Source organism: Herbaspirillum sp. WGmk3 (assembly GCF_023952535.1).
Taxonomy (GTDB): domain Bacteria; phylum Pseudomonadota; class Gammaproteobacteria; order Burkholderiales; family Burkholderiaceae_D; genus Herbaspirillum; species Herbaspirillum huttiense.
Window position 1 is genome coordinate 530,710 of record NZ_JAKYWT010000002.1, and the last position, 24,345, is coordinate 555,054.

Below are 24,345 nucleotides of genomic sequence, written 5' to 3' on the forward strand. Positions count from 1 at the left end.
TTTCAGAGGTCGATGCAAGAGAGTGGCAAGGCGGACTTCAGGCCTGGCGCAACTTCTCCTTGTTGAGCTTGCGGCCCTTACGTTTTTTCCACCAAATCACGATGCCGGTCACCGACAGCAGGGTGATGACCATTCCCATGAAGGAAATGAAGATGCGCCATGGCAGCCCGAACAGATGCCCCATGTGCAGCGCACCTATCCAGTTGCTGAAGGTGTTGCCGCTGCGATCGCCCTCGGGCAGCCAGTGGCCGCGTAACTGCCCGGTGCGGGCATCGATCAGGATGCCGGTGTTGCCGACGTTGCTGCGCAGGTCGGCAGTGCTGTGCACCATGTAGGCATACAGGCCGCGGCGGCGATCGAAGCTGAGTCTTTCCTCGAAATCGGTGCGTATGCCCCGTTCGGCGGCAAAGCGCTGCATCGCCTCGCGCGCCATCGTGTGCGCCTGTTGCCAACTCATCGGCGGCGCGGTCAGCGGCTCGCGCAGCGGTTGCTGCGCGCGCCAGCTGTTATCGAAAGGCAGGATACGCGACATCACCGGCATGTAGATCTGATCACGCAGGTTGAACATCACGCTGGACCAGGCGAACAGCAGCAACATCAGCCAGCACCACAGTCCGAAGGCCCGATGCAGGTCGAGGTTGACGCGGTAGATGCCGGCCTGCCACTTGACCATCCACGTGGGTTTCCACTTGGACCAGAAGGGCCGCCCGCGCGGCCAAGTGAGATAGACGCCGACGAAGCAGTCGATGGTCCAGAAGGTCGAGACCAGCCCCATCAGCAAGGCGCCCGGAACGCGCGGCAGGGCCATGGAATGGTGGATATTGAAGACCAGCGGCATCAGGTTCTGTGGGCGCAGGCTGATCTTGTCGCGGTCGCGCACCCCTTGCACCTTGCCGGTGTAGGGATTGACCAGGATTTCGTTATAGCCCAGTCGGTAGGGCCGGCCCGTAGCCGGATCGGTGGCGGGGTCAGCCATGAAGGAGACGGTGCGGCCGGGTTGCGGATGCAGTATTAGCTGGTTGATGCGGACCTTCTCGCCCAGCTGCTGCTGGACCCGTTCACGCAGGGTGTACGGGTCCAGCATGGCAGTGGCCGTCTGGCCCGGTGCGGGCTGGGCCAGTTGCAGCTCGGGCGCGAGCCAGACCTCCAGCTCATCCTCGAAGGCGAGCAGGATGCCGGTCAGGCTGGCCACCACCAAGAAAAATGCGATTGCCAGACCGGTCCAGCGATGCAGCAGGACGAAGGTCTGGCGAGTTGGCACCCACGGCCTCCAAGCGCGCCCGGAGGGCGCCGGAGCGGGCTTTACCATCGTGTGGTCACCTGTATCAGACCGGTGCGCCGAGCACCGTATTCACACAGTTCCGAGCAAAAGGCATAGACACGGTCGGTGACGTTGTTGAGCTTGAGCGCTAGCTCGAAGCTGCGCCAGTCACTGGAAATGCGGCCCAGGTCGAAGCGCGCGCCGAAGTCCAGCAGTGTGACCGAGGGTGTCTCGAAGGTGTTGAGCGCATTGCCATAGGCGCGGCCGATGTAGCGCACCCCAGCCGAGACGTGCGCCCCAGCGAGCGCGCCGCGCTGGAAGCCGTAGTCCAGCAGCACGCCGGCATTGTGCTTGGAGGCGCCCGGCAAGGCTTTGCCCAACGTGCTGGTAGCGGAACTGCTGGAGGTGTTGCTGGTGACCTTGGTGTTGGTGTAGCTGTAGCTGGAGGTCAGGTTCAGCCCATCGGCCAGCGATATCTTACCTTCCAATTCGACGCCGCGCGAACGGGCCTCGCCCGTTTGCAGGAAGTAACCGGCGTGGGCCAGGTCGGCGGTGGAGACGTTCTGACGGCGCAGGTCGAATACGGCCAAGGTGAACAATGCATTCGTGTTGACCGGTGCGTACTTGACACCGGCTTCGTACTGCTTGGCCGTTTCCGGTGTGAGCATGGCGCCGCCGAAGCTGGTGCCGGTGGTCGGGGTGAAGGATTCCGAGTAGCTGGCATAGGGTGACCAGCCACCATCGAGCTCATACACGGTGCCCAGGTTGCGGGTATTGGCCTGGTCGCTACGCTTGGTCTGGGTTCTGGCGATGTAGTTGCTGACGGTCTGATCGGAATTGTCGTGACGGATACCCGCCGAGACGATCCAGCGCTGGCCAATCTTGAGCTGGTCCTGCAGATACACGCCGACCTGTTCGTCTTCGGTCTTTGTGTTGTAGTTGTCCGCCACCGCCGGCAGATTGGCATAGGTGCTGGTGTAGATGTTGGAGAGGACGTAGCCGGCCAGGGTGTTGGGACTGAGGTAGCCGGTCACGGTGCCGGCGGTGCGATGGTAGTCCACGCCGATGAGCACCTTGTGCTTGACCAGGCCGGTGCTGAAGTCGGCTTGCAACTGGTTATCCGCCGTGAGGGTGTCGGAATTGGTCTTCAGGCGCCAGCGCTGCAGGGCCGCGGTGGCGAACTGCGTGGTCGGGAAGTAGGAGGCGAAGCGCAGGTTATTGCGCGTGCCATCGTACTTGGTATAACGCAGATTCTGACGGAAGGTCCAGACATCGTTGAACTGGTGCGAGAACTGCGAGCTGATCGACGCATTGTCGTACTTCTCGTTGTTGTCGGCCGAACGGCCCAGCGCGGTGCTGGTGGGGATGCGGCCATTGGGGTTGTAGGTGACCGTGCCGGCGGCCGGGAACAGGTTGTTGGCCAGGCCTTCGCTGCGTTGCAATTCGATACGGCCGGTCCATTCGGTGCGGTCGTCGGGGCGCCAGGTGATGGCCGGGGCCAGGAACAGGCGATTGTCGACGGTGTTGTCGACCTGGGTCCTGGCTTCTCGCGCCAGAGCGGTAATGCGATAGGACCAGACACCCGCATCATCGAGCGCTCCGCCGAAGTCACCGGCGATCTGCTTGCGGTCGAAGCTGCCGACCTGCACCTGCAGTTCGTGCTGCGGCGTGCTGGTCGGCTTCTTGGAGACCACGTTGATCAGGCCACCCGGCGAATTCTGGCCAAACAGCACCGAGGCAGGGCCGTGCAGCAACTCGATGCGTTCCAGACCATAGGGCTCGGGCGCATAGCGGCTGTAGCTGGCGTTGGAGGAGGTCAGCATGCCATCGCGATAGAACGAGCCGCCGTTGTTGAGGGCGAAGCCGCGCAGCAGCGAGCCGGTATCGACGATGGCGAAGGCGCCGGTGGAGACCTGCACGCCGCTGGTGTAGCTGAGCGCCTCGGAGACGGTACGGGCCTGCTGGGTGGCGATCTGGTCGGCCGTCACCACCGAGATCGACGTCGGCGTTTCGGTGATGGGGGTGTCGGTCTTGGTGGCGGTGGCGCTGCGCTTGGCCACGAAACCATGCACCGGGCCGGTGGCTTTCTCTTCTTCGCCCGCAGCCGTGACGGTGACCTGAGGCAGTTTCTCATCCGTGCTGGCGTTCTGGGCCATGCTGTTGGCGGATACCGACATGCCGAGCAGGGCGCACTGGAGGGAGCTGACCAGCAGGCGCTGGCGCAGTGGGGAAGGGTGAATCCGGAAGTTTCGTGTGGTCATGGTAAAACGCGTTCCTCGATTGCTGTTGTTGTTGATGTTGTTGACGTGAAATTGAACATGGGGCGATGCGGGCGGCGGCTGGCTTGCCCCGAGGTCAGGCTTGCAAGGCGCCGTGGCGCTGGACATCCCCTGATGCTTGCAGTGCTGTGGGTACGGCATGGCCCTGGTGCAGCGTATGCGCGAGGGCCATGCGGATTTCGTCGGTACGGACCGCGGTGATCGACAGCAGCGTGTCGGACAGGCCATGCGAGGCTTCGCAACTACCTTGCAGGAAGATCGCCGGGCGGAAGTTGGGTGTACTGTCCAGACGGTAGTGCCGATCCACGCGCATGCTGGGCAAATACACCTGCAGCTCGCCCAGCAGGGCGTGATGTTGCTGACGCTGGTAGCCGGTGCCCAGGATCACCGCATCGTAGGTTTCGGTAATCACCGCTCCGCTTTCCAGGTCCTTCAGGGCCAGGTGCACGCCGGTGTCATCGCTCCAGGCCTCGACGGTGTCGTGGCGGCGCAGGAAACGATGGCGCTGCTCGCCCCGCACTTTCTGCTGATACAGGACGTCGTAGAGGCGCTCGATCAGCGCCATGTCGGGCGCGGCGTAATTGGTCTGCATGAATTCATCCAGCAGCGCCGCACGGCTGTCGGCCGGGGTGTTGTAGACGTAATCGGTATAGTCGGGATTGAAGATCTCGTTGACGAAGGGACTGTCGTCGGAAGGCTTGATGGTACGCGCGCGCGTGACCAGGTCCACCGACAGGCGCGGATGGCCCTGCAGTTCCAGGAAGATCTCGGTGGCGCTCTGGCCGGCACCGATGACGGCCACGCGGCGTGGCTGCTGCAGCCGCGCGAAGGCGCTGCGGAAGCTGCTGGAATGGAACACCCGTGGCTCATCGCGCAGATGCGCTAGGCAATCCGGGATATTGGGTGCGCCACCCAGGGCCATCACCAGATTGCGCGTGAGGCGCTCATGGGTGCGATGCTGGGCATCGCGCGAGACCACCCGCAGCAGTGTCACCTCGCTCCCCTTGACCTCGGGCAGCACGGCGATGACTTCTTCGCCGTAGCGGCATTGATGATCGAAGTGCCCTGCGGCCCAGGCCAGGTAATCGTTGAACTCAACCCGGCTGGGGTAGAAGGTCTTGAGATTGATGAAGTCCGACAGCCGCTGCTTCTGGTGCAGGTAGTTGATGAAGGTATAAGGACTGGCTGGATTGCGCAGCGTGGCCAGATCCTTGAGAAAGGAAATCTGCATGTGGGTGCCATCGAGCATCATGTCGCCGTGCCAGGCGAAATGTGGCTGCTTTTCCAGGAACAGGGCATCGATTGCGCCGGTCTGGGGCTGGCCTTCTTGCAGGGCGATGGCCAGCGCCAGGTTGGACGGGCCGAAGCCGACGCCGATGAGGTCATGGATCTTCAAGACGGGTCTCCTTTCAGGGGGAGCAGGGGAAAAACGGCGGGTCCAGTGGCGCCAGCGTGGTCTGGGGTTGCCACAGGCCCTGCCCGAAATAGCGTTCGCGCGACAGCATCACCAGCATGGCGCGCTTGTGGGGGAAATCGAACTCCTTGAGCTTGGCGTAGCCGCTCTTGTCCAGATTGCGAATCTGCTTGTCGTGGTCCGCACGCGGCTCGCCCACCACGGTCTGGGTTCGGCAATCGTCGAGGAAGAGGTAATGCGAGATTGAGGTCAGCCAAGCCACGGCGAACTGCTTGCCACGGAAGGCTTCCTCGCCCACCAGCACATGCCAGCCGCGGTCGAAGTCGCCACAGTCGTAGAAGGGCGCGATGCGGTTTTCCTTGGCCCAATAGACTTCGAAATAGGCAAATGGCTGATCATCGAAACTGGCGATCAGCGAGGTCATGTGTGGATCGGCAGCGATGGTGTCGAGATAGCGGCGATGGCGCGCCAGGTCACCGGCTTCGTCCCAGAACTGCACCACCACCGGATCATTCATCCAGCGGTTGAACAGCGGCAGATCCTGTTCCAGGTGCAGACTGCGCAGCGACAGTGTCTGGCCCAGCCAGGGCAGGTAGCGACGATAGACTTCTCCCTCCGGCTTGGGGGGGCGCAGTGGATGGCGCTTGCCCTCGCTCATCACCTGCTGCACCGGGAAGGCGGGGCGTTCCCGCGGCATCCAGCCGGCGGCGTGCTGCCAGATCAGTTCCGCCGCCGCCACATGGCGTGCGCCTTGGCGCAGCAGCAGGCCGGCGCGGCACATGGTGGTGGCCTGCTCCTGGGCCAGTTCGACAGTGACGATCTTCGCTTCCGGCACATGGAGGAAGATCGTTTGGAGGATGGCCAGCAGATCTGCGTAGGAGACGGCGCCGCCTTCGTGGGCGATGGCCCAGCTTTGGCTGCTTGCACTGTGCTGCCAGGACCAGCGCGTCCGCACGCGCCCATCGGGATCAGTCACGGCGAGTTGTTGTGCCTGGTACGACACCAATAAGGACTCGCCGCTGATGCAGACAGGCGTGACGGCGGAGGAGGGGGACTGCGGCATAAACAAAGGCTCCCAGTAGGCAAGAGGAAGTAGGGCGAGGCAGCAGCGATCGATACTCAAACAAAAATGATTTAAGGCAACCTTTTTGAATGCCCGGATCGCAAAAAATCCTTCACCTTTATCTAGACGAATGAGAAGTATTTTTATTTATAAACGACGATCAAGGCGGCGTAATGCCGCGTCAGCGCGGGAAAGAAGATTGGAAGTCGCTATCCCGATAAGCCAGCAGGGGTAAATGGCGGGGTGGCTGAATCGTCAATTCAGTATGAATTCTGCATTCACAATTTACTTGCATTCCCCCTTCACCCGACTACCAAACTCTGTCACCGCATGCTCAATTTCCTGATACGCCAATCCTGGCGCCTGCTTCTGTTAGCCGCTTCTGCCAGCGTCCTGCGTGGCATCTGCAGCGTGCTCACAGTGGTCCAGATCAATGCTGCCATCGCTGGCCAGGCGGCCAGCCGTCCCCAAGCCGCCTGGCAATTCGCTGCGACGGTACTGTTGCTGATGGTGTTTCACATGCTTTCCAATACTTCGTTCGAGCGGCTGAACCAGCGTGCCCAGGCCGATCTGCGACGCTACATCTCCGCGCGCGTGATCCGCGCCGATTACCGGCATATCGAAAAGATCGGCGCACCGCGCATTCAGTCGGCGCTGACCGAGCACAGCGCCAAGGTCGCCGAATTCTTTGTCGGCATGCCCGCCATCCTGACCAATTCGGTGGTTGTGATCGGCTGTCTGATCTACATGGTGCTACTGTCCTGGCAGGTTTTCCTAGGCGCGCTGGTAGTGCTGGCGCTGGGTTCGGTCGGCTATCACCTGGCCCATCTGAAGGCCATCCGCTACCTGGAGCAGGCGGCGCGCGAGCAGGATGTGATGTTTGGCCATTTCCAGGGCATGACCCATGGGGCCAAGGAGTTGCGCCTGCATCGCGACAAGCGTGAGCGGTTCGAGCGCGGCTTGCTGCACGCAGCCATCGAGAACGTGCGCCGCCTGCGTACCCTTGGCATGTGTACCTTCAGCGCCTCAGCCGGCTGGGGCAATTTCCTGATCTTCGCCTTCATCGGCGTGGTGCTGTTCGCGCTGGTCGGCGATGCCCATGGACAGCGCGCGGTGGTGAGCGGTTTTGCGCTGGTGTTCGTCTACATTGTCACGCCGCTGGAAGTGCTACTGATGAACATCCCGCGCGCCAACCTGGCCCGCGTGGCGGCCGCCCGCATCGATGCCGTTACGCAGGAAATGGCCAACAGCGAGGCGCCCGCGCCGGCCGGTCAGTGTAGCCAGTTGGACAGCTTGGTCCTGCGTGGCGTAACCCACCGTTACTATCATGAGCGTAGCGATGGGATGTTCATGCTGGGTCCGATCGACCTGAGCTTCTGTCCAGGCGAGTTATGCTTTCTAGTGGGTGGCAACGGCAGCGGCAAGACCACGCTAGCCAAGCTGCTGGTGGGATTGTATGTGCCGCAGGATGGCGCGATCCTCTGGAATGGCATCGTGGTCGGCGACGCCAACCGCGATGCGTATCGACAACTGTTCTCGACGGTGTTCTCGGACTTTCACCTCTTTGATCAATTGCTTGAAGGGGTTCGCCCCGACTTGGATACGGAGGCCAACCGCCTCCTGGAACGGTTGCAGCTGCAGCATGTGGTGCAGGTCAAGGAGGGCGCATTTACCACGCGCGCCCTGTCACAGGGCCAGCGCAAGCGCCTGGCACTGGTAGTTACGGCATTGGAGGATCGTCCCTTCATTGTTTTCGACGAGTGGGCTGCCGATCAAGATCCCTTCTTCAAGGACGTCTTTTATCGTGAAATTCTGCCGGAACTGAAAGCGCAGGGGAAGGCTGTGCTAGTTATCACGCACGATGATCGATACTTCGACCAAGCTGATGTGCTCCTGTCCCTAGAGAACGGTCAATTGGCCCGAAAGTCGACAGTGAAGCCAACTGAGAGTGAGTCGCGGCAGGAGGAATTTGCGCCCTGAAGAATAACAAAGGAATGGATGGGTCAGATTCCAATGCAATTCAACAATTAGTAGATCTCTAGCTGGTCAATTCCGAGTTTGGTCCTCAGTTCAGCCTCGCGATTATTCAGCCATGTTTTCGCCTGGTCTTTCCCTCCTTCTAGGCCACTCTGGCGCATCGCTACTCTTGCGCATTTGTATCGCTCGGCGCGGTCATCCACCAGATAGCATAGAAGCTCCATATTGTTGCTCATGAACTGAGCTTCAGCGCCCAGTAATGAATTGCCTTCTTTCATAACCCTATCGAAGTCGTCCAACTGAGCAACTACAGCATCCATTTCGTTCCGTTTGGGGCGGTCTCCTAATCTAGCTGCAGCATCAAATGCACCTAACAGGTTGTTGATGGAAATAAATGTTGGTACGTAAGAGTCTTTAGTCACCACCATCAAGGCATTCAGCATTCCCAATCTGTGCTGAAAGGCACTGCGTTCAGTCTTTTTTCTTCCATTCTCTACGTATTCACGATATCGCACAGCTGTCACGACTACATCCGCAACTCGCGATCGTGCCATATTTAGTAGACGTTTAGAGATTCCGGGACCTAAGTTGATCAAGAAGTCTGAGATACGGATATGCATGGCTTCTAAATCAGTTCTCAGTTTTCTAAGAACCATGGTGCGCTCTGTGCGTTTGCCCAAGTGACTCAGTAGCTTTTCCTGGCGCTCATGTTGCCGGATCGCGTTCTTATAATTTTGAATGTCTTTGATCAGCCTTGGATCAGCACCAAATTTTTCGTTGGCGCAGTCTTTGCCGAGGAGCGTGTGCGTCCCGTCGTCCTTTTCTACGACCCATCCTTTACTATGCTCATGTCTGCAGCGGTTTCCATTTTCTTTCTCAAGGCAACAGAATTGCTTTTCGGCCAAATTGTAGTAACCCACTAGAGCGCGATATGACTGCCGAGTTAGTGGGTTGCCCTCACGGTAACCTTTGAGCTCATGGAATTCATCAGCCGACTCAAAGCATCGCACCTTAATTTGAGCAAACGACGTTCTGCGTGTCATTACTATCTCCTAGGAGAATATGGACACCAGAAATTATACTGTATGCAAATACAGCTATTAATAAAATTGTTGTTCTATCTGGTTCGGACTAAGCGAACGTTCCGCGTGGAAATTCTGCCTAGTCATCTATCTTTTGGCGGTGCTCACGGTCCTAGGGCGCCTAGCCGCGGCTCATTTGCGGGGAATTTCACGAGAAGACTAGTCTGCAGAAAGCTTACGGCTTGATTGCCAACGTCGTACCTCCAGGGCATCTCCGAGAAACGGGATCAAGCAGGTGGCTTTCGAAGTAGGTGTCGCGCAGCATTCTCTTCAAAACGGCCGGCCTCCTCGATGTACCCCTGCACAGTGCCGTCATGTCGCCAGCCGCCTTGCCGTTTAATGTCTCGGAAATCCGCACCGGCGCGATAGGCGCTAGTCGCCATGCCACGGCGCAGGCTGTGACTGGAAAGATCTGGGACATAGTCCAGCCCGGCCAATGCTGCACAGTCGGCCAGGATCGTATTGATGCTCGCCGGGTGGATGGCTCGCTCACCGACCATTTCCCGTTTATTAATCGACCGGAAAACAGCGCCGCCGTCGATGCTAGCTGCGTCCAGCCAGGTCCGCAGTGCTGTGGCCGGGCAGCAGGTACCGGTGCCGTAAGGAATAGCCTTGATGATGCCTTGTCCTTGTTGGTCGGTCTTAGAGCGTTGCAATGTGATGACCAAACCGTCCGGCTCCCATGCAATATCAGCAAACTGCAGCGCGGCCAGCTCGCTGCGGCGATATCCGCCAAAAAACCCCATTTGCAGCAAGGCTATATCGCGTTTTGCCTTGATGGTTTTCAGGCTGGCCAGCTTACAGACGATTTTTTCAAGATCTTCGATAGGCAGGGCCTTGGCCTGTTTTTTGGGGCGACCATAGGTACGACCGATACCTTTGAGAGTCTTTCGCACGGCGGCGGTGCCGGCTGGATCAGGGAACCCTTGATACAAATAGGCGCCGCTGTCAAAACGCGCCGGGAAGAGGTGGGGCTGTCGATGCAGCAACTAGCCGCGTTCAGCGGAATGCACGCCCACACGCTCGCTGCACTGGAAAACGGGACGCTTTCCGATATTGGCTATAACCGGTTGGCCGCCTTGCTGCAGCTCCTCAGCCTGTCTTTCGGGAGCCTGAGCATCTCGGCGCGGCTCGCCAAGCGCGGCCTCTGGATGGCAGCGAAAAACGTGAGTGTCTCTTATCGGAATGAAATGCCGCCTGACCTGCTATCCAGCGTATTGCGCAGCGGGGTCTGTCCGCCCGAATATGCCTCAAATATCGTGTGCTTTCTGGATGAAACACCCCTTGAACTTGTCATTATGACGGTAGAGGAGACGGCCGCCGATGCCCAAGCTAGAGCGCACATCTGGCGACATATCGCCAGCCTGGCGTCACAGTACGGCTCAGCTAGGAATTCACTTTGGGCCTGAGAATGCCACCAGATGAGTGAATATTTTTTAGGAACTAAGCAACGGCACAACAGAAGCTATGTTCCGGCGGCTTAATCTCTCCGCAATCGTATTAAATTTTCAATAAGTTCGCCAAAACTTGCGAAAACTCAGGGAAAGCTTACCGCCTCATCATTAGGGTCTCGTTAGATGAGAGAATCAGGCAGCGTGGCATTGTAAAAAAGACTAAGAATATTTCACAAGGGGGACGTATATGGCTTTGAAATTCTTGGTATTTCGAAGTCGTTAGCTGATAAGAGTTTTCTGGACGATTTGTTGATCGTACCTGATCTGGCTGCGGGAATTCTTCATGACCTGGTGATTTTTCGACGACACGGGCGAAGATCCCCCTGGCAAGGATGGGAAAGTGGATGTACTGATATGGTTAGCTACATCATCTAATTTTCTAACTAAGATCCACCTACGCATTTCGCCGAAAAGTGACGGCACATATGTAGCTCATAATCTTACATTGGAGCCCAAATGGAGTGACCCTCTCGGGCTAGATAACGCCAGTCAATGAAGTGATACGCTTGTCGAGCCTTCCCTTGAAGAACGGCACCATGGCATCACGAGGATCCTAGTAGCAGAAGCTATGAGATAAGAACAAAATGGAAAGGATGAATCCCAATGAGGCAGCTTATTCCGTCGCCAGTAATTTCGGTAGTAGCAGATGCCTGCGCAGCCAGAGAGACACATGCATCTCTCGACAGTCTTTTTGCCTACGCTGACGCGCCAGGAGAGCCGCCCGATGGAAGTAAGCACGTAAAAGCCCTTGAATGGCTCCGTCGTACAAATAAGGACCACTCCGTCGATCCGTTAGTAGTGCTCGGACGGCTGATCGAGAACTATATGGAACAGCCAATTGGAACTTGGAATGATGGTTCGGATGCAAAGAAAATTGAAGCGATCCTGGCGCAATGCAAATTACGTTATGTAACTGGCGGAAGAGTCGTAGCCGCGCAGATGAGCGCAGCCGCATCTCGCACGCTCGAAACCTTGCTTAAGTCTTTCGACTATCGAGCCATTGATGAAGAGTTTTCTAGGGCGTTGGAGAACGTTCAATCGGAACCGCGTGAAGCGGTTTCGGCTGCGAGCAATATATTAGAGTCTTTTTGCAAGGTATTTATCGCAGAAAACTCGTTGGATCTGCCCGCCAAGCAAGACCTGAAACCACTTTGGACGGTAGTTCGCAAGCACTTAGGATTCGATCCATCGGCCATTGCCGATACCGACCTGCAGACTATACTAACTGGTATGCTTGCCACGGTTGAGGGCATCGCAGCATTGCGTACTCATGCCAGCTCAGCGCATGGCGCTGGCGTTACGTCTTACCGCATTGAGTCCCGTCATGCTCGACTCGCCATACATGCTGCACACACTATTACCTTGTTCGCACTGGAGACCTGGGAAAAGCGGCGAAAGGGTGCTGGCTAATTGTTTCGCAAGCTCACCACATGCGCTGGTCGGCCACGCAAACAGGCACCAGGGCTGATGCTGCAAGTTAAGCGCCAACAAGGGAAAAGCCTGATACAAATCGGAAAACTATAATTCCATGAATCCACTACGTGAGCGCATTCGAGAAGAACGAGAAATTTTCCGCATGACGGGGCCACGCGCATTCCGGCGAAAGCGATTTGTTGCGAAGAAAGATCTACGTCCTCTTCGGGTGGTAATTCGACGATCAATGCCTTTGAAACCCAATCCCAAGTGGGACGCCGTACCCAACATACATAGGGCGGCTTAGTTACATTTACACTGATATCCGAAATTTTTCGTTATTTCGGCTGGGTCGCAAGAAGACCGGCGCTTTATCTTTTAAATAATCAATTAAATCAATTGCTTAGATAAACTGCTGCTGCAAAAATTTCCAGAATCTCGGCCGACCCTCATAAAGGTCTCACGCAAAAGACTCGTCAAGAAGACACTCTCCATGTTTGGTGCCCATGGGCAACTTCGTAACAAATTATAACGATGTCATTTACTGCTGAGTTTGAGAATATACTTAACTTGCTGTCAATAAGCTGACACGGCATCAGAGCGCGGAAAGTGTGGCCACATGGGGCAGCTGCACGTTCAATAGCTAAAGTTTTAACATGTCCGCACTGATGACTTTTAGAGGTCCATCGGTGCACTTTCGGTCGAGCGACTGATTCGCTAAAAAGTGCGGGGGCGAAATTGGGTATTGGCGAAAAATTCAAACAGTTTTTCGCGAACATCAAAGTTGAAAATGATGCTCAGATTGAGCTACGGTAAGGTGAAATAACGGCAGCGTTAAATCAAGAGTTTAGGGAACCCAGATAGTAAAACCGCAAACAATCTTCAGGATGGCGCGTAGCGCCGTTAGACAGCGATCAATGGCGTGTCGGATTTGGATATGCTTTATATCGTACCGGCGTCCCAATGGGATCGATATCATGATGGTGGCCAGGCGGCGTTATTGAAGCGAACGTATGAATCTCGATTTCGCTCGATAATCAACAAAAAAAGGGAAGGGGAAGCTCATGCCAGGCACGACAAGAATTATTCAAGATGCACCTGCTGAAGTAGATGAGTTTGGCGGGAAAGGCCATGACCGAACTGCGAATGCGTTGGTAGATGCCGTTAGTCAGATGGAAGGACGTGATGGTGCAATCGGTTTGGAAGGATCTTGGGGGGCAGGGAAGTCGACGGTCATAAGAATTGCTGAGAAAAAGCTCGCTGCCCATGATCGCAACGATCTCAAACATTCGATATTCACGTTCGATCTATGGGCGCATCAGTCTGACGATTTTCGGAGAGCATTTCTTGAGTCATTTGTTGCATGGCTCTCGGGCCAGCATATTTTGAGTTCTTGGACGCTCGATAACGCTCGCAATCAGATACGTGATCGCGTTAAGTCTGTAACGGTTGAGAGTTCCAAAAGGTACAACGCCTTTGGAATTGTCTTTATTCTCATCCTCCCGCTTCTTCCTTTTATATACGCATGGCTCGGCCCATCAGCGCTTAAGCCCGCGAGTGGCCCTAATCCGGCTCAAACTCTGGATTGGACGGTTTATCTTGCTGCCTCTTTAGTCGCGATTCTGTATTTAAGTGTCTTCGTCCGATTTTTCCATCTCTACTTTGTGATCTCTTGGCCATACATTTCACGATCAGGAAAAAGTTTTGCAGATGCAGCCTCTAATTGTGTTTCGATGTTTTCCAAAGACGTGGAAAGTGAGACGACAACGCAAAATATTCGAGAATCAGACCCAACCACAATTGAGTTCCATCGAATATTTCGAAACCTTCTGAGTGAAGCGCAATCACGTGGCGTCACAATCATCCATGTGTTAGACAATATTGACCGGCTTCATAAAGACTCGGTCGCCGGCACGTGGTCTGAGATTCGCGCTTTGTTTGCAATTAGAGGAGAGCCGGCTAGAAGATCCCACGATAGCGTTCTTGTCATTCTGCCGTACGATAAACAGTTCGTGATGAGCGCGATAGGAGAAAAGGGATTAGACAAAGAAGCTGATTTTATTGAAAAAACATTCAGCCGCACTTTACGTGTGGCGCCCCCGATTTCTCACGATTGGCGTAAATTCTTCCTGGCCAAACTAAAAGAGTGCTTTTCTGACATCAATGATGCGGAATTAAATGAGCGCCTTTTCCGACTACTTAGGTACAGCTTTCAGAAGACAGATACTCACGCTAGCCCGCGGCGAATTATCCATTTCATCAATGAGCTAGGTGCATTGGACGCGCAATGGCAGCGCACCATATCGCTCGAAGCATGTGCGATCTACATCCTGAATCGCAAAGAAATCGAGGCGAGTTCAGATAGCTTGCGCAAAGAGGAAACAATTGATCCTCGCTATATCCAGATCGCAAACGTAACTGAAATAAATAAGGAAATTGCTGCACTTGCATTCAACGTAGAGCCGACTGCTGCTAATCAAGTGCTCTTGCAAGATCCGATTTCCAGAGCGTTGACTAGTCCAAATCCTGAAGATTTGAAGAAACTAGCCTCGATACCAGGATTTGATGATGTTCTTCAAGACGTTTTGCAAGATCCGACCCGTGAATGGCTACTTTCACCGAACGGGGTTCTGGATAATGTATGTATCAACTTGGCGAGTCTCGATTTGGACGATGCTCGCGCCAGAGTCTGTTGGCGTGACGTTGCAGGTGACATCAAGAGGCTGAAAGAGAGTATTTATCCAAACGCCAACGTCCTTAAATCCTTGTCATTAGTGATCCCAGGCATTAGAGATGCTCGAACGGCTCCAGACTTGGCGCACAAACTTCAGTCCCTCTTAGGCGGCAGTCAACTTGAGATTGGAGAAAAGGATGCTTTTGATTATGGAGTAGATTGGTTCAACGCAACCATAACTATTCAGGACGCTTTGCAGCCGGTTATCTCAGAAGACGCGCTAGCTGAATTCCGGAAGAAAACAAAAATATCACTTTCTCCCGCAGCTATCATAGGTTGCGCTCACCAATGCGCCCAAGCACGCGACTATAAGCTGTCCGCAGTACATCCGTTACAAGTTGATATAAACAAGCTTGAGCATAGCTTCATCGAGACGTTTGACAATCGTCCCTCAGTTTCCGTGGATGTACTAAATCAAATCATCGGATACTTTACGATCGACAAGTGCAAAGGCCTGTTAACGACGCTTGTAAAAAGTATTCACACGGATCGTCTCGCGTCGGAAGATGAGGCTGAAAAACGAGCTGCGCTACTGCAGGTAATACATCGTCTCTGCTCTAGGATTGGCGATGGTTTGCTTGAGCCATGGAAGGATGTTGTATTGCCTTTGGCAGTGGATGGCTCGCTTGCTGTTCATGCTTTCAACGCCGGAGAGTCCAATGATAAGTCCGGTTCGGCAAAGATGGTGGCCATACTGATGGCATTGCAAGATGCGGCCAAGCCTTATGCCGTGCCAGGTGATCATCCTCATATGGGCAGCGCCGCGCCCACAGCGATCAGATGGTTCAACAGCTTATCGAGCGATGGGGCCGTGGATGACGAATTTCCCAACTTGATTGCACAGGCTACTCGGGAGCTGTCTCCCTTCGGATATTGGCTTGATCGTGGACTCCAAGACGCTGTGCCAGCGATCCTGCACGCAAAGGTATTGTCCAGCATCATTCGCTTACGAAATATGTACCGGCTAAATGTATTCAAGACACTGGCGGCGTATTCCAAGATTAAAACCTTCCTTAGCGAGGATGAAGCGGCGATCCAGTTCCTACTGAAATTGGCCGAATGGAAGAAAGATTTCGACGGTTTCTTAAAAAACAAAGACCTTTTGTTGACTTTGCCTTCCGAACTTATCACCGATATACAAGCTCACGGCGCGAATACCAGCTTGATGGTGATTCTTGAAGCGATAGATAAAGTTCTTACCTCGGCCACGCAAGAGGATTGGAAAGGTGCCTTTAACGAGTCGGATAATTTGTTACGGCTATACCTAATCCGGCATAAAGACGTCTTGCTAATGCCCCCTACCAGCGAATATAAGCCCGCACTGTTCGATCATGCGACTTACTTACTCAAAGGACTTGTTCATGTCGAACTATCGCCAAGTGATTGGCATACTGTGATCGATGGCTTGGGGGCCAGTAGCCAGAGCACATTGGCAGCAGACGTCCTGCTGGCAATCACATCGATCGTGGTTAATGAGGAAGGTTTGCTTTCATTCATTCGAAACTATAGTGAAATCGCTGCCCGCATGAAATTCATTGAGCAACCGAACGTTTCTCTTAATCAGATATTTTCGAAGTTGATTGTTAGCGAAAATTCACAGGCGCAAGCATTCTCCGACCAAAATCTTGAAATAATTGACGCTCTTTTGGCTAACGCTTCAGAGGATGCGAAGGGCACATTTATCGAAACGATTAAATCGAAAGCAATGTTGGATGGGGCGAACGAAGAACGCCTAAGAATGTTAAGAGGGAGATATGGAATCGTTGACGAGGCCTTGCCAGAAGAGGGGGATGATGATGTTGAGGAAGAAGTCGGCCTGTCCTAACCGGCCAGCGTTTCTCGTGCAAATCTAGGAACCCCTTTTTTTATGGACAGATCTACAAAAAAGGCTGCTGCAGGGGGCTACTTCAGTGCCGAAATTAACTTCAAGGTCGCATATGATGACATCTGCGGGGAAACTTGATAGGGATCGACAAGTAGCTCGGCGGCGCATCGATGGGACAATACTCGACGCACTTCGAAATTTGCCGACGGCAGACGTTGCGCTTGCCTTGGGGATAAAGGTTCGAGGGAACAAAGCGATGTGCTTCAATGGGCATGATCGGCAATCGCCGAGTTTTACCATTGGAAAAAATAAGATCTCTTGGAAATGCTACGGATGTGGAGAATATGGGGACTCAATCGCTCTGGTTGAAAAGATTCTCGGTTTTGATTTTAAGGCCGCCTGTGATTGGCTGTGCGATCGATACGGCATAGGCACTCCGTATGCAAGAGGAAAGAGTAGACGTGTTTCTGCTCAAAAACCTCCCCCAATACATTCATCAGCGTCGGACACCAATTCAGGGACGTTGGGAGATCCAGAGATTTATAGCTGGTTAGTCAGCCGATGCGGTCCAGTTACCGATCCGCGAGGACTTGCGTATCTTAAATCGCACGGAATACCTCAAAGCATCGCAGCGGCATTTGGCGTCGTAGAGTTAAGAAATACCACTCGCGCCTATGCGTCATTGAAGTCCAATTGGGGAGCTGATCGTATTAAGAAATGTGGTTTATCAAGTAATGGCCGCTCTCTTTTATGGCGTGGATATTGCCTAATTTTCCCTTTCAAAACTGATTCTCAAGTGACATATCTACAAATCAGATGTCTCGAAGGGAACATGAAATTTGTTGGGCCTATCGGCATAGAAAAGCCAATTTACAACTCAGAGCGGCTCAATAAAATGCCTCGCAATCAACCGCTGCACATATGCGAAGGGATTCCGGACACGTTAGTTCTCGAGGGGCGAGGTCTCGCAGCTATAGGGATACTAGGTGCAAACTCCTTTCGTCGCGAATGGGTTGATGTACTTATCCCATTTGACTTAGTCGGTGTACCGGATGGCGACGACGGTGGAAAAAGATTTCGTCAGTGTCTAACTAAAGAATTTCATGCACGCAGCAAAAGCATCCGATTTGTTGTGTTGCCGGATGGTGAAGATGCATGTGATGTAGTTTCAAAGGTAAACGATGCTTAATTTCTTGGATCAAGTTTGCGATCAGATCAATCTAAGGTGGGCGTGGGAAAAGGTCAAAAGAGCGTCTGTGCCAGGAGATATTTGGATTAACGAAGCGGAGCTTTCGTCTTTTGAATTACATTTGGGAGAAGAACTGGAGCACCTGGCGAAAGACCTGAGAGAGGGGAGATATCAAATCAGGCCCTTGCGGCCGATGGCTTTTCCGAAAAATCCAGATGAAAATGGAAAGGCTCGTGTCCGGCAATATTTCAATTTCTCAATTAAAGATCAGGTTGCTTGGACTGCTGTGGTCAATATAGTTGGCCCATATGTCGATGCAAAAATGCCGGTCTGGAGCTACGGTAATCGCTTGTTTCGCTCAACGTGGATTGACGAAGACGAGATGGGGAAGAGCCGAAAAACGGGGCCCTATAGGCATTCATCTGGTCGTATCTATCGTCCTTTTCAACAAGCATGGCCATTGTTCAGAAGGCACATTGCATTGTCTCTAGCCGCTGCCACTGCGAAGTTCGGTATTGACCAACAAAACCTCGATCAAGATGATCTAGATGAATTAAATGTTCAACGTTCACTTTCGAGAGCTAATCGCTGTCCTTATGTCCTTGGAGAGTATTGGTCCAGGCCTGCTGATCCGACGATGCGAAACGACGTCTATTGGGCATCTATTGATCTTGAGAAGTTTTTTCCATCGATATCAATAACTTCATGTATAGAGGCTCTTGTCTCGTGTCTTCCTGAGTCATTTAAGGAAAGCGCCGCCGGTCTGCTGCAAGGATTAGGTCATTTTCCTTTGGATTTGGCTGATTGGGATGATGATGACCTTTCTCATATAGGGTTACAAAAAGACTCGAAAGATTTTCGAAGCATCCCCACTGGCCTTCTTGTTTCTGGATTTCTCGCAAACGCTGCGTTACTTCGGGTTGATCATGCCGTAGAGCGAGATTTACCTAAAGGATCTGTTGCGCATTTTCGATATGTAGATGATCACGTCGTCGTAGCAACTAGTTTCAAGGATTTGGTGCAATGGATAAGGCGCTATAAAGAAATATTGGACGAACTTGGTGGTGGAGCAAAAATCAATCCGGCCAAAACAGAACCAGCTCAGTTAGGTGAACTTTTTGCGGACGACATAATTGCATCGGAGGACTCTGATTGTTGGATAAAGGCGAAAAAAGCTTGTCTATTAGATCCAGATTTTCCGTCGCCGTTGATGACAAGAACTATCGCACTTGTTTCTGCAATTGGCCGAACTGATTTCACGATTCTGGATGAAAACGAACTCAACATCTTATCTCGTCAGCTAGAGCATCTCCTTTTGGTTGACCTACCAGAAACCGAGATGCCAGAACGTACCCGACTTGCTTTTGCGGCTACGAGGCTCGCGCGTGTCGCGGAGGCTCGACTTTCATCCCCTGAGCTACTGACCAAGCCGACGGCTCCCCCCCATTCCACCGCAATGCAACGTTTCGACACAAGGTCGTTGTTTGGTCGCAATACCGGCGAAAGTGAGCTCGCTCGCTTGATAGGAATTGATGACCCAAATGTACTGGAGCAACTAGAAGGAATAGCTAACCGAGCATTTAATTTAGTGAGACGAGTTCTTCGTGAAAGGCCTGATCGCGTCCGCTTATGGACTCATGCGCTATCGATAGCTCGGCGCTTGGGAGCCAGCGGACTGACTCAATTGTTTAGCGATATTCGCGAATATGGTGACAATTCAATAAACAGACTTTCCGCGCGGTACATTCTAGGAAATTCTTATGCTGTCCTGGCTTCAGAGGTTATAAACGCCTCACAGGTTCTTACAGATCGCGATGCCGCTGGATGGCGAAAAGCTGCGTCGCTCCGGTTCCTCCGGGACGTTGCTACGTGCACCGCTAATAAGGAATTAGGACAAGTGGACTGCTGGTTTGTGCAATTAAGCTATAACCAGCTTTGCGTCGGCATCTACTGTGCGAATCAGATATTGAAAAAGACAATTGCTCAAGGTGCTAATTTTCATTTTTCCTTCAAGCACTCTTTAATCTCGACTGGTGAGGCGTTATTAATATCACGCGACGTTGCTCCCACTTACAGGGTTGCCCTAGCTTGGTGGGGCGCCAGGTTCGAGATGAGACAACCAATTCGAAAAGCTTCAGATCTTATCGGTCATCTCGGTTCTACTATCCAGGAACTGCCGGAGTCAGACGCCTTTTGGGTATTTTTCCCGGAAGCTGCTCCAGCGATATCGATGAAGCGAATGGCCGCGCAAAGAGCTCAGAATAGGGAAGGGTGGTGGTTTGATGCACTTAATGGAAGGGTGCCAACGAATGAACTACAGCACATAGTTGAGAACTCCGTTGTCGCATCGCGAGTTCAAGAAAGCCTGGATAGAACAAAGGAAAGTCGCTTTCTACCACTGCCAGTATGGGCGGAAGCGATTTGGAAGAACGCTGGCACCGAGGAGTTTAGGCTGGGGGAGTGGACGTGTTTGGAAATAATTCGTCAGGCCGCCGTACTATTTACGCAAGAAGAACTGCTTAGTGTTAGCTATCTGGAGAAGGCTTCTAAGCCAAGAGAGTCACCGTGCGCCCACCCGCTAAATTTTCAGCTCCCTTCGGAAATCATCCAAACTCCAGTGACGTCTTGGCTGGACTGGCAACAAAGGTTACGGGCAAACGGAAAAGGAGTTGTTCGATTCTCTCCAATACGACAAAGGCTTCGAGATGAAAGGTATGCGCCGCTTGTATCAAACCAGATAGGAAGTGAACAGAACGTGATTAGAGGCCTTGGATTGTGCCTCTTTGGCCTATTGTCACGTTCGTTTTTGCTTCCTGTGCAGTGGAATGGCGCCGGCCATGAGAGCCTATTGAAATATTTACCTCAGCTTCTTAGAGAAGAAATTACATATTCTTCGGCCACTTTAGGAATTCTTGAGGCTTGTCTTTTGCCCCGTTCTTCCGAAAATGTATTGGCCAATCTCTATCAAACTTGGGCGGCGTTAGCCCCATTTGATGATGACACAAAGCATGATCCTATTCGCTTGATTGATGCCGGGCAGTTGGCGGACGTAATTGGTATTGCTCAAATGGAGCTCGAGAGAAATCAAATTTCCACTTTAAATCATCGACCTCGTCAGCTAACGCCCATAAGCCTCTTTCATCTTACCGAAGTCGATTGGAAATCATATTTTGGTGGAGAAGCCACATGACCAACACTGAGGTATCGCTGATGGACTCTGTGACCATAGGGATAATTCAAACGACACTGGACGCTAGGGCCGCTTGGAACGAAAGCAGTGATCCGAAAATTGGCATTAGGGAGGACAATCGAGCTTGGCATGAAATCCGGCGCGCGATGAAAGCGCTACGGGACCAAGACGATCAACCCCAAATTGTCTTACTACCAGAGCTCGCTCTCCCTCGCACGCGCTTAGATGATTTTCAGCGTCTAGTATGTTCAATGAATGTGCTTGCTATTGTCGGAGTTGATTATCGGTTAGATCACACAGCCAACTCTGCAAAAAATGAAGGATTAGTGCTCGTTCCTAGAAACATCTGGCGCAAACGTCCGTCACGATATGCTTCACGCATATGGTTTGGAAAACATACTGCCGCTCCTGCAGAAAGCGATGGCCTAAAAAAATATAGCCCGCCATGGTCGTTTAACGGCGATGAGAATGTCTATGCTTTTGACGCGGGCCCCTTTGGTCGCTTTGGTGTCGCTATTTGCTATGACTTCATGGATATAGAGCGGGCGCTTTTGTACAGAGGGCGCGTTCACCACTTGATCGTGCTTGCATATAACCGCGATATCAAGATGTTTGAATCACTAGCTGTCTCGCTTTCGAGAACGGTCTATTGCAATGTAATTGTCTGCAATACCGGCTATTACGGCGGCTCCTTATTGGTTTCACCATTTTATGAGGCACATAAGCGGATTGGATATTCAATCGATGGTGGCTCACTATTTTCTGCCCAGTCCGTAACGTTACCAATTCAAGGATTGGACGATGCGATTCATGGCCGATCGGATCCTAAAAATTATAAACATCTCCCTCCTGGGTTCAAGGTAGTTATTTAATCTCCGTGACGCAAAATGCTCAAATATAAAACACTCACACCTTCCAAGCCTGGTGTTCTTCCGTTATTGCAAGCATATGCTTTTGCAAAGGAAATTGGTCTTGAAAAAGAAGCCGAAGAAATACGTTACTTTGAAATCGAATGGGATCGAAAATACAACAGCAAGCTTCGACGTGGCTATATCGTCCGACTTTTGGAAGAACATGGCGTTTACGAGAAGTTTGTCTCTCAGTGTTGGCCAAGTGGTGCAACGTCAGACGGCGTACGTAGGCGGACGCGTTACCTTCAATATGCAGATGACTATGACGCATTTCTGGAGCTGGCGGCTGGAGAGGAGGGGGACAATTCTGAGGGAACAGTGAATGGCTCGCTGGAGTTTGCCCTTGAAGCGCATCTCAGAGATTTTCTAGCTAAAAATCTCTCGCAGATCGAGTCCGGATTGCGCCTGTATCGGGATGGAGAGCGTTCCGGCATTGAGTATCCAGTTGGCGCTGGACGCATAGATATCTTAGCTGTGGACTCGGAAGAAAAATTGGTGGTTATAGAACTAAAGCTTTCGCAAGGAAGAAATAAAGCGCTTGGTCAACTGCTTTATTACATGGGCTGGGTTGATAGTAATTTGAGGCGCGGACAATCTCGGGGAATAATCATAGCTAGTGAAATCTCGGACGAACTATCGATTGCTGTCAAACGTGTGTCTGGCATCTCGCTGTGTCAATACAAAATGGATTTTGCAATTAATAAAGTGGTAGCGGGTTGAGTTATTGCGTCTAACGAAAATGAAAATACTTGATAACCGTCGGTATCTAAAAAATAAACATCTGTATTCAAAAAAAACGGAACCAGCAGCAAAGTCGACCTTCAAGGATACGCTTTCCCTGTTGGCACTTTTTTTGTCGGTCTTGGCGACGGTGCTTTCTTTCACCGGTTACGGTGTCGCTCTTGCCACGAATATAGTGTTTTCGATTCCACATGAGCCGATCTTTCAATCGACATTCGAGCTTCTCGAACTATCAGTGTGGGCGGTGACTTCGCTTTACAGCAAGGCTGGAGAAATCTCCTTCAAATCTACCTACATCACTTTGCTTAGTGAGTCTATTTTTGGAGGACTCATTCTTTTAGCTTCGTGGTTCATTACATATGGCATCATCAAGCTCCCTTCAGTTCGGTCTGCTTCAGCCAAGAAGCTTGATTCTCTAAAACGAAAAATACTTGTTCCACCTAGTGAGAAGGTGCCGTTTAGAATCGTTGTCTTACAAGGGTTACTTGGCTTTGCGACGTATGTTGTGGCAATGCCTTTAATAGTGACATTCCTTCTTTATCTGTTCTTAACGCTGACTTTCATCATGCCGATAATTTCACTTATAGGCGAAGCAGCGGCTGAGCGTCATCTAAAAGAGTACGTAATTGAACCAACGCGCTGCCAGCCGCTACAAGGGCGAATAGAGCGCATTGATACGTTCAATGAGAAGGCGAAAAAAAAATCGAATGAAAAGGTGGCACTTTGCTTATCAATAAAGCTGCCTCGCGAGATCGAATTCCAAGGGAGAGAAGCTGTTACAACCAGCAGCAGCATAGTTTTGTTCGATCCTGATACTGGAAAAGTGCAGAGAATACCTCTTCGAAATGCGATTATCGAAACCGTGGGAGAGCTGCGGCCGACTCGAGAGGAAACTTCACCTACTAATCATCTCAGATAAGCTCATTGCTGAACGGGAAGAAGGAGAGTGGTCATGCTAGTAGCTCTGATGGAGAAACAGAGGATTCTTGCTAGTCTGGCTGAAAAAGGTCGGGCGTATTTCTGTCCTGGTTGCTCGCAAGAAGTAACTTTAAAAAAAGGACGGAAGATGATTCATCATTTCGCGCATAAGCCCCCTGTTAGTTGTTCCTGGGCCGCGGGCGAGACTCAGCTTCATTTGAAGGCCAAAGAGCTTTTATATCTCCATTTCAAAGCTGAAGGTAGGTTTGTTGAAATTGAATACCCAATCGCCGATCGCCAACTAAGAGCGGATGTATTAGTGTCCGCTAGAAACGGTCAATCGGTAGCATTTGAATTGCAGCACTCAACCATAAGCCCGGATGAAATCGAGCATCGTACGAGCCTTTATTTCCAGCATCAGGTGGCTTTAACTTGGCTACCGTTAATCAAGCTAGAGAAGCTGGAGTTCGAAAGAACGATGAGTGGCGGCATAGTTAAACGCTACTCTCCTAAACCATTCGAACGCTGGATACACGGATTTAACTTTGGTCACATTTGGTATTTAGATGCAGAGAGCGCGCAGCTATGGCATGGTAAGTTCGATAAAAGCATGATTGACGTCCCATATAACGAATGGTACGAGAGTGGCGGTCATCACGTTTCCGTTGGAGGCTACGAGAAGATTTCCAAGAGATGGAAAAAGCTAACCTTAACAGGGCCATTTTTTCTCAATGACGTACGCTTCACCATCAAACCGAGGCCAGAGGCAAAGATTGGCACTCATTGGTATCCGAAGGGGGCGATCTTAGCTATTGAATCGAAGGTGAAGGAAAATAGCGTCGCAGGGTAGGTGAGCCCACGGGGTCTTTGTTGGCCCCTGGCACAATTAGTGAA

Annotated in this window: 16 protein-coding genes; 10 read left to right on the forward strand and 6 right to left on the reverse strand. The window is 52.4% G+C overall.

Going from position 1 to position 24,345, the window contains the following annotated elements; translation table 11 throughout:
* Positions 1–37: 37 nt before the first annotated feature.
* The 4 genes from MKD49_RS08330 to MKD49_RS08345 form a co-directional block, all read right to left on the reverse strand.
* On the reverse strand, positions 38–1,309 hold the full coding sequence (locus MKD49_RS08330) for a PepSY domain-containing protein (protein ID WP_256497636.1): 1,272 nt from the start codon (positions 1,307–1,309) through the stop codon (positions 38–40).
* Positions 1,303–3,522 (reverse strand): TonB-dependent siderophore receptor, encoded by a 2,220-nt coding sequence (locus MKD49_RS08335; RefSeq protein WP_252696035.1) that lies wholly within the window; start codon positions 3,520–3,522, stop codon positions 1,303–1,305. The genes MKD49_RS08330 and MKD49_RS08335 overlap by 7 nt, the downstream gene beginning before the upstream one ends.
* 94 nt (positions 3,523–3,616) lie before the next feature.
* The gene (locus tag MKD49_RS08340) at positions 3,617–4,936 is read right to left on the reverse strand and encodes a lysine N(6)-hydroxylase/L-ornithine N(5)-oxygenase family protein (protein WP_252696036.1); all 1,320 of its coding nucleotides are present in this window, start codon (positions 4,934–4,936) and stop codon (positions 3,617–3,619) included.
* 13 nt (positions 4,937–4,949) lie between these two features.
* Entirely contained in the window at positions 4,950–6,017 is a 1,068-nt protein-coding gene (locus tag MKD49_RS08345; RefSeq protein ID WP_252696037.1) for a GNAT family N-acetyltransferase, read from the reverse strand.
* Between the two features lie 330 nt (positions 6,018–6,347).
* On the opposite strand from MKD49_RS08345, the gene MKD49_RS08350 reads away from it, so the two are divergent.
* Positions 6,348–7,997 (forward strand): cyclic peptide export ABC transporter, encoded by a 1,650-nt coding sequence (locus MKD49_RS08350; protein ID WP_252696038.1) that lies wholly within the window; start codon positions 6,348–6,350, stop codon positions 7,995–7,997.
* A gap of 47 nt (positions 7,998–8,044) precedes the next feature.
* Here MKD49_RS08350 and MKD49_RS08355 read toward each other — a convergent pair whose 3' ends face one another.
* Both MKD49_RS08355 and MKD49_RS08360 read right to left on the reverse strand, forming a co-directional pair.
* Entirely contained in the window at positions 8,045–9,037 is a 993-nt protein-coding gene (locus MKD49_RS08355) for a hypothetical protein (RefSeq protein WP_252696039.1), read from the reverse strand.
* 266 nt (positions 9,038–9,303) lie between these two features.
* Complete coding sequence (locus tag MKD49_RS08360) at positions 9,304–10,065, reverse strand: site-specific integrase (RefSeq protein ID WP_252696040.1); 762 nt, start codon at positions 10,063–10,065, stop codon at positions 9,304–9,306.
* On the opposite strand from MKD49_RS08360, the gene MKD49_RS08365 reads away from it, so the two are divergent.
* The 9 genes from MKD49_RS08365 to MKD49_RS08405 all read left to right on the forward strand — a co-directional run bounded on the left by MKD49_RS08365 (position 10,057) and on the right by MKD49_RS08405 (position 24,301).
* Entirely contained in the window at positions 10,057–10,485 is a 429-nt protein-coding gene (locus tag MKD49_RS08365; protein ID WP_252696041.1) for a transcriptional regulator, read from the forward strand. The genes MKD49_RS08360 and MKD49_RS08365 overlap by 9 nt on opposite strands.
* Positions 10,486–11,355: 870 nt before the next feature.
* Positions 11,356–11,940, forward strand: coding sequence for an abortive infection family protein (locus MKD49_RS08370; protein WP_252696042.1), 585 nt, complete (start codon positions 11,356–11,358; stop codon positions 11,938–11,940).
* 1,067 nt (positions 11,941–13,007) lie between these two features.
* Positions 13,008–16,502, forward strand: a complete 3,495-nt coding sequence (locus MKD49_RS08375) for a P-loop NTPase fold protein (protein WP_252696043.1) — start codon at positions 13,008–13,010, stop codon at positions 16,500–16,502.
* Positions 16,503–16,614: 112 nt separating this feature from the next.
* The gene (locus MKD49_RS08380) at positions 16,615–17,691 is read left to right on the forward strand and encodes a CHC2 zinc finger domain-containing protein (RefSeq protein ID WP_252696044.1); all 1,077 of its coding nucleotides are present in this window, start codon (positions 16,615–16,617) and stop codon (positions 17,689–17,691) included.
* A complete protein-coding gene (locus tag MKD49_RS08385; protein WP_252696045.1) occupies positions 17,684–20,881 on the forward strand; it encodes an RNA-directed DNA polymerase in 3,198 nt (1,065 codons plus the stop codon). The genes MKD49_RS08380 and MKD49_RS08385 overlap by 8 nt, the downstream gene beginning before the upstream one ends.
* Complete coding sequence (locus tag MKD49_RS08390) at positions 20,878–21,753, forward strand: carbon-nitrogen hydrolase family protein (protein ID WP_252696046.1); 876 nt, start codon at positions 20,878–20,880, stop codon at positions 21,751–21,753. The genes MKD49_RS08385 and MKD49_RS08390 overlap by 4 nt, the downstream gene beginning before the upstream one ends.
* Before the next feature lie 15 nt (positions 21,754–21,768).
* A complete protein-coding gene (locus MKD49_RS08395; RefSeq protein ID WP_252696047.1) occupies positions 21,769–22,512 on the forward strand; it encodes an endonuclease NucS domain-containing protein in 744 nt (247 codons plus the stop codon).
* Between the two features lie 19 nt (positions 22,513–22,531).
* Positions 22,532–23,452, forward strand: coding sequence for a hypothetical protein (locus MKD49_RS08400; protein ID WP_252696048.1), 921 nt, complete (start codon positions 22,532–22,534; stop codon positions 23,450–23,452).
* 33 nt (positions 23,453–23,485) lie between these two features.
* Positions 23,486–24,301: a competence protein CoiA gene (locus MKD49_RS08405; protein WP_252696049.1), complete on the forward strand. Its 816-nt coding sequence runs from the start codon at positions 23,486–23,488 to the stop codon at positions 24,299–24,301.
* The last annotated feature ends 44 nt before the right edge of the window (positions 24,302–24,345 follow it).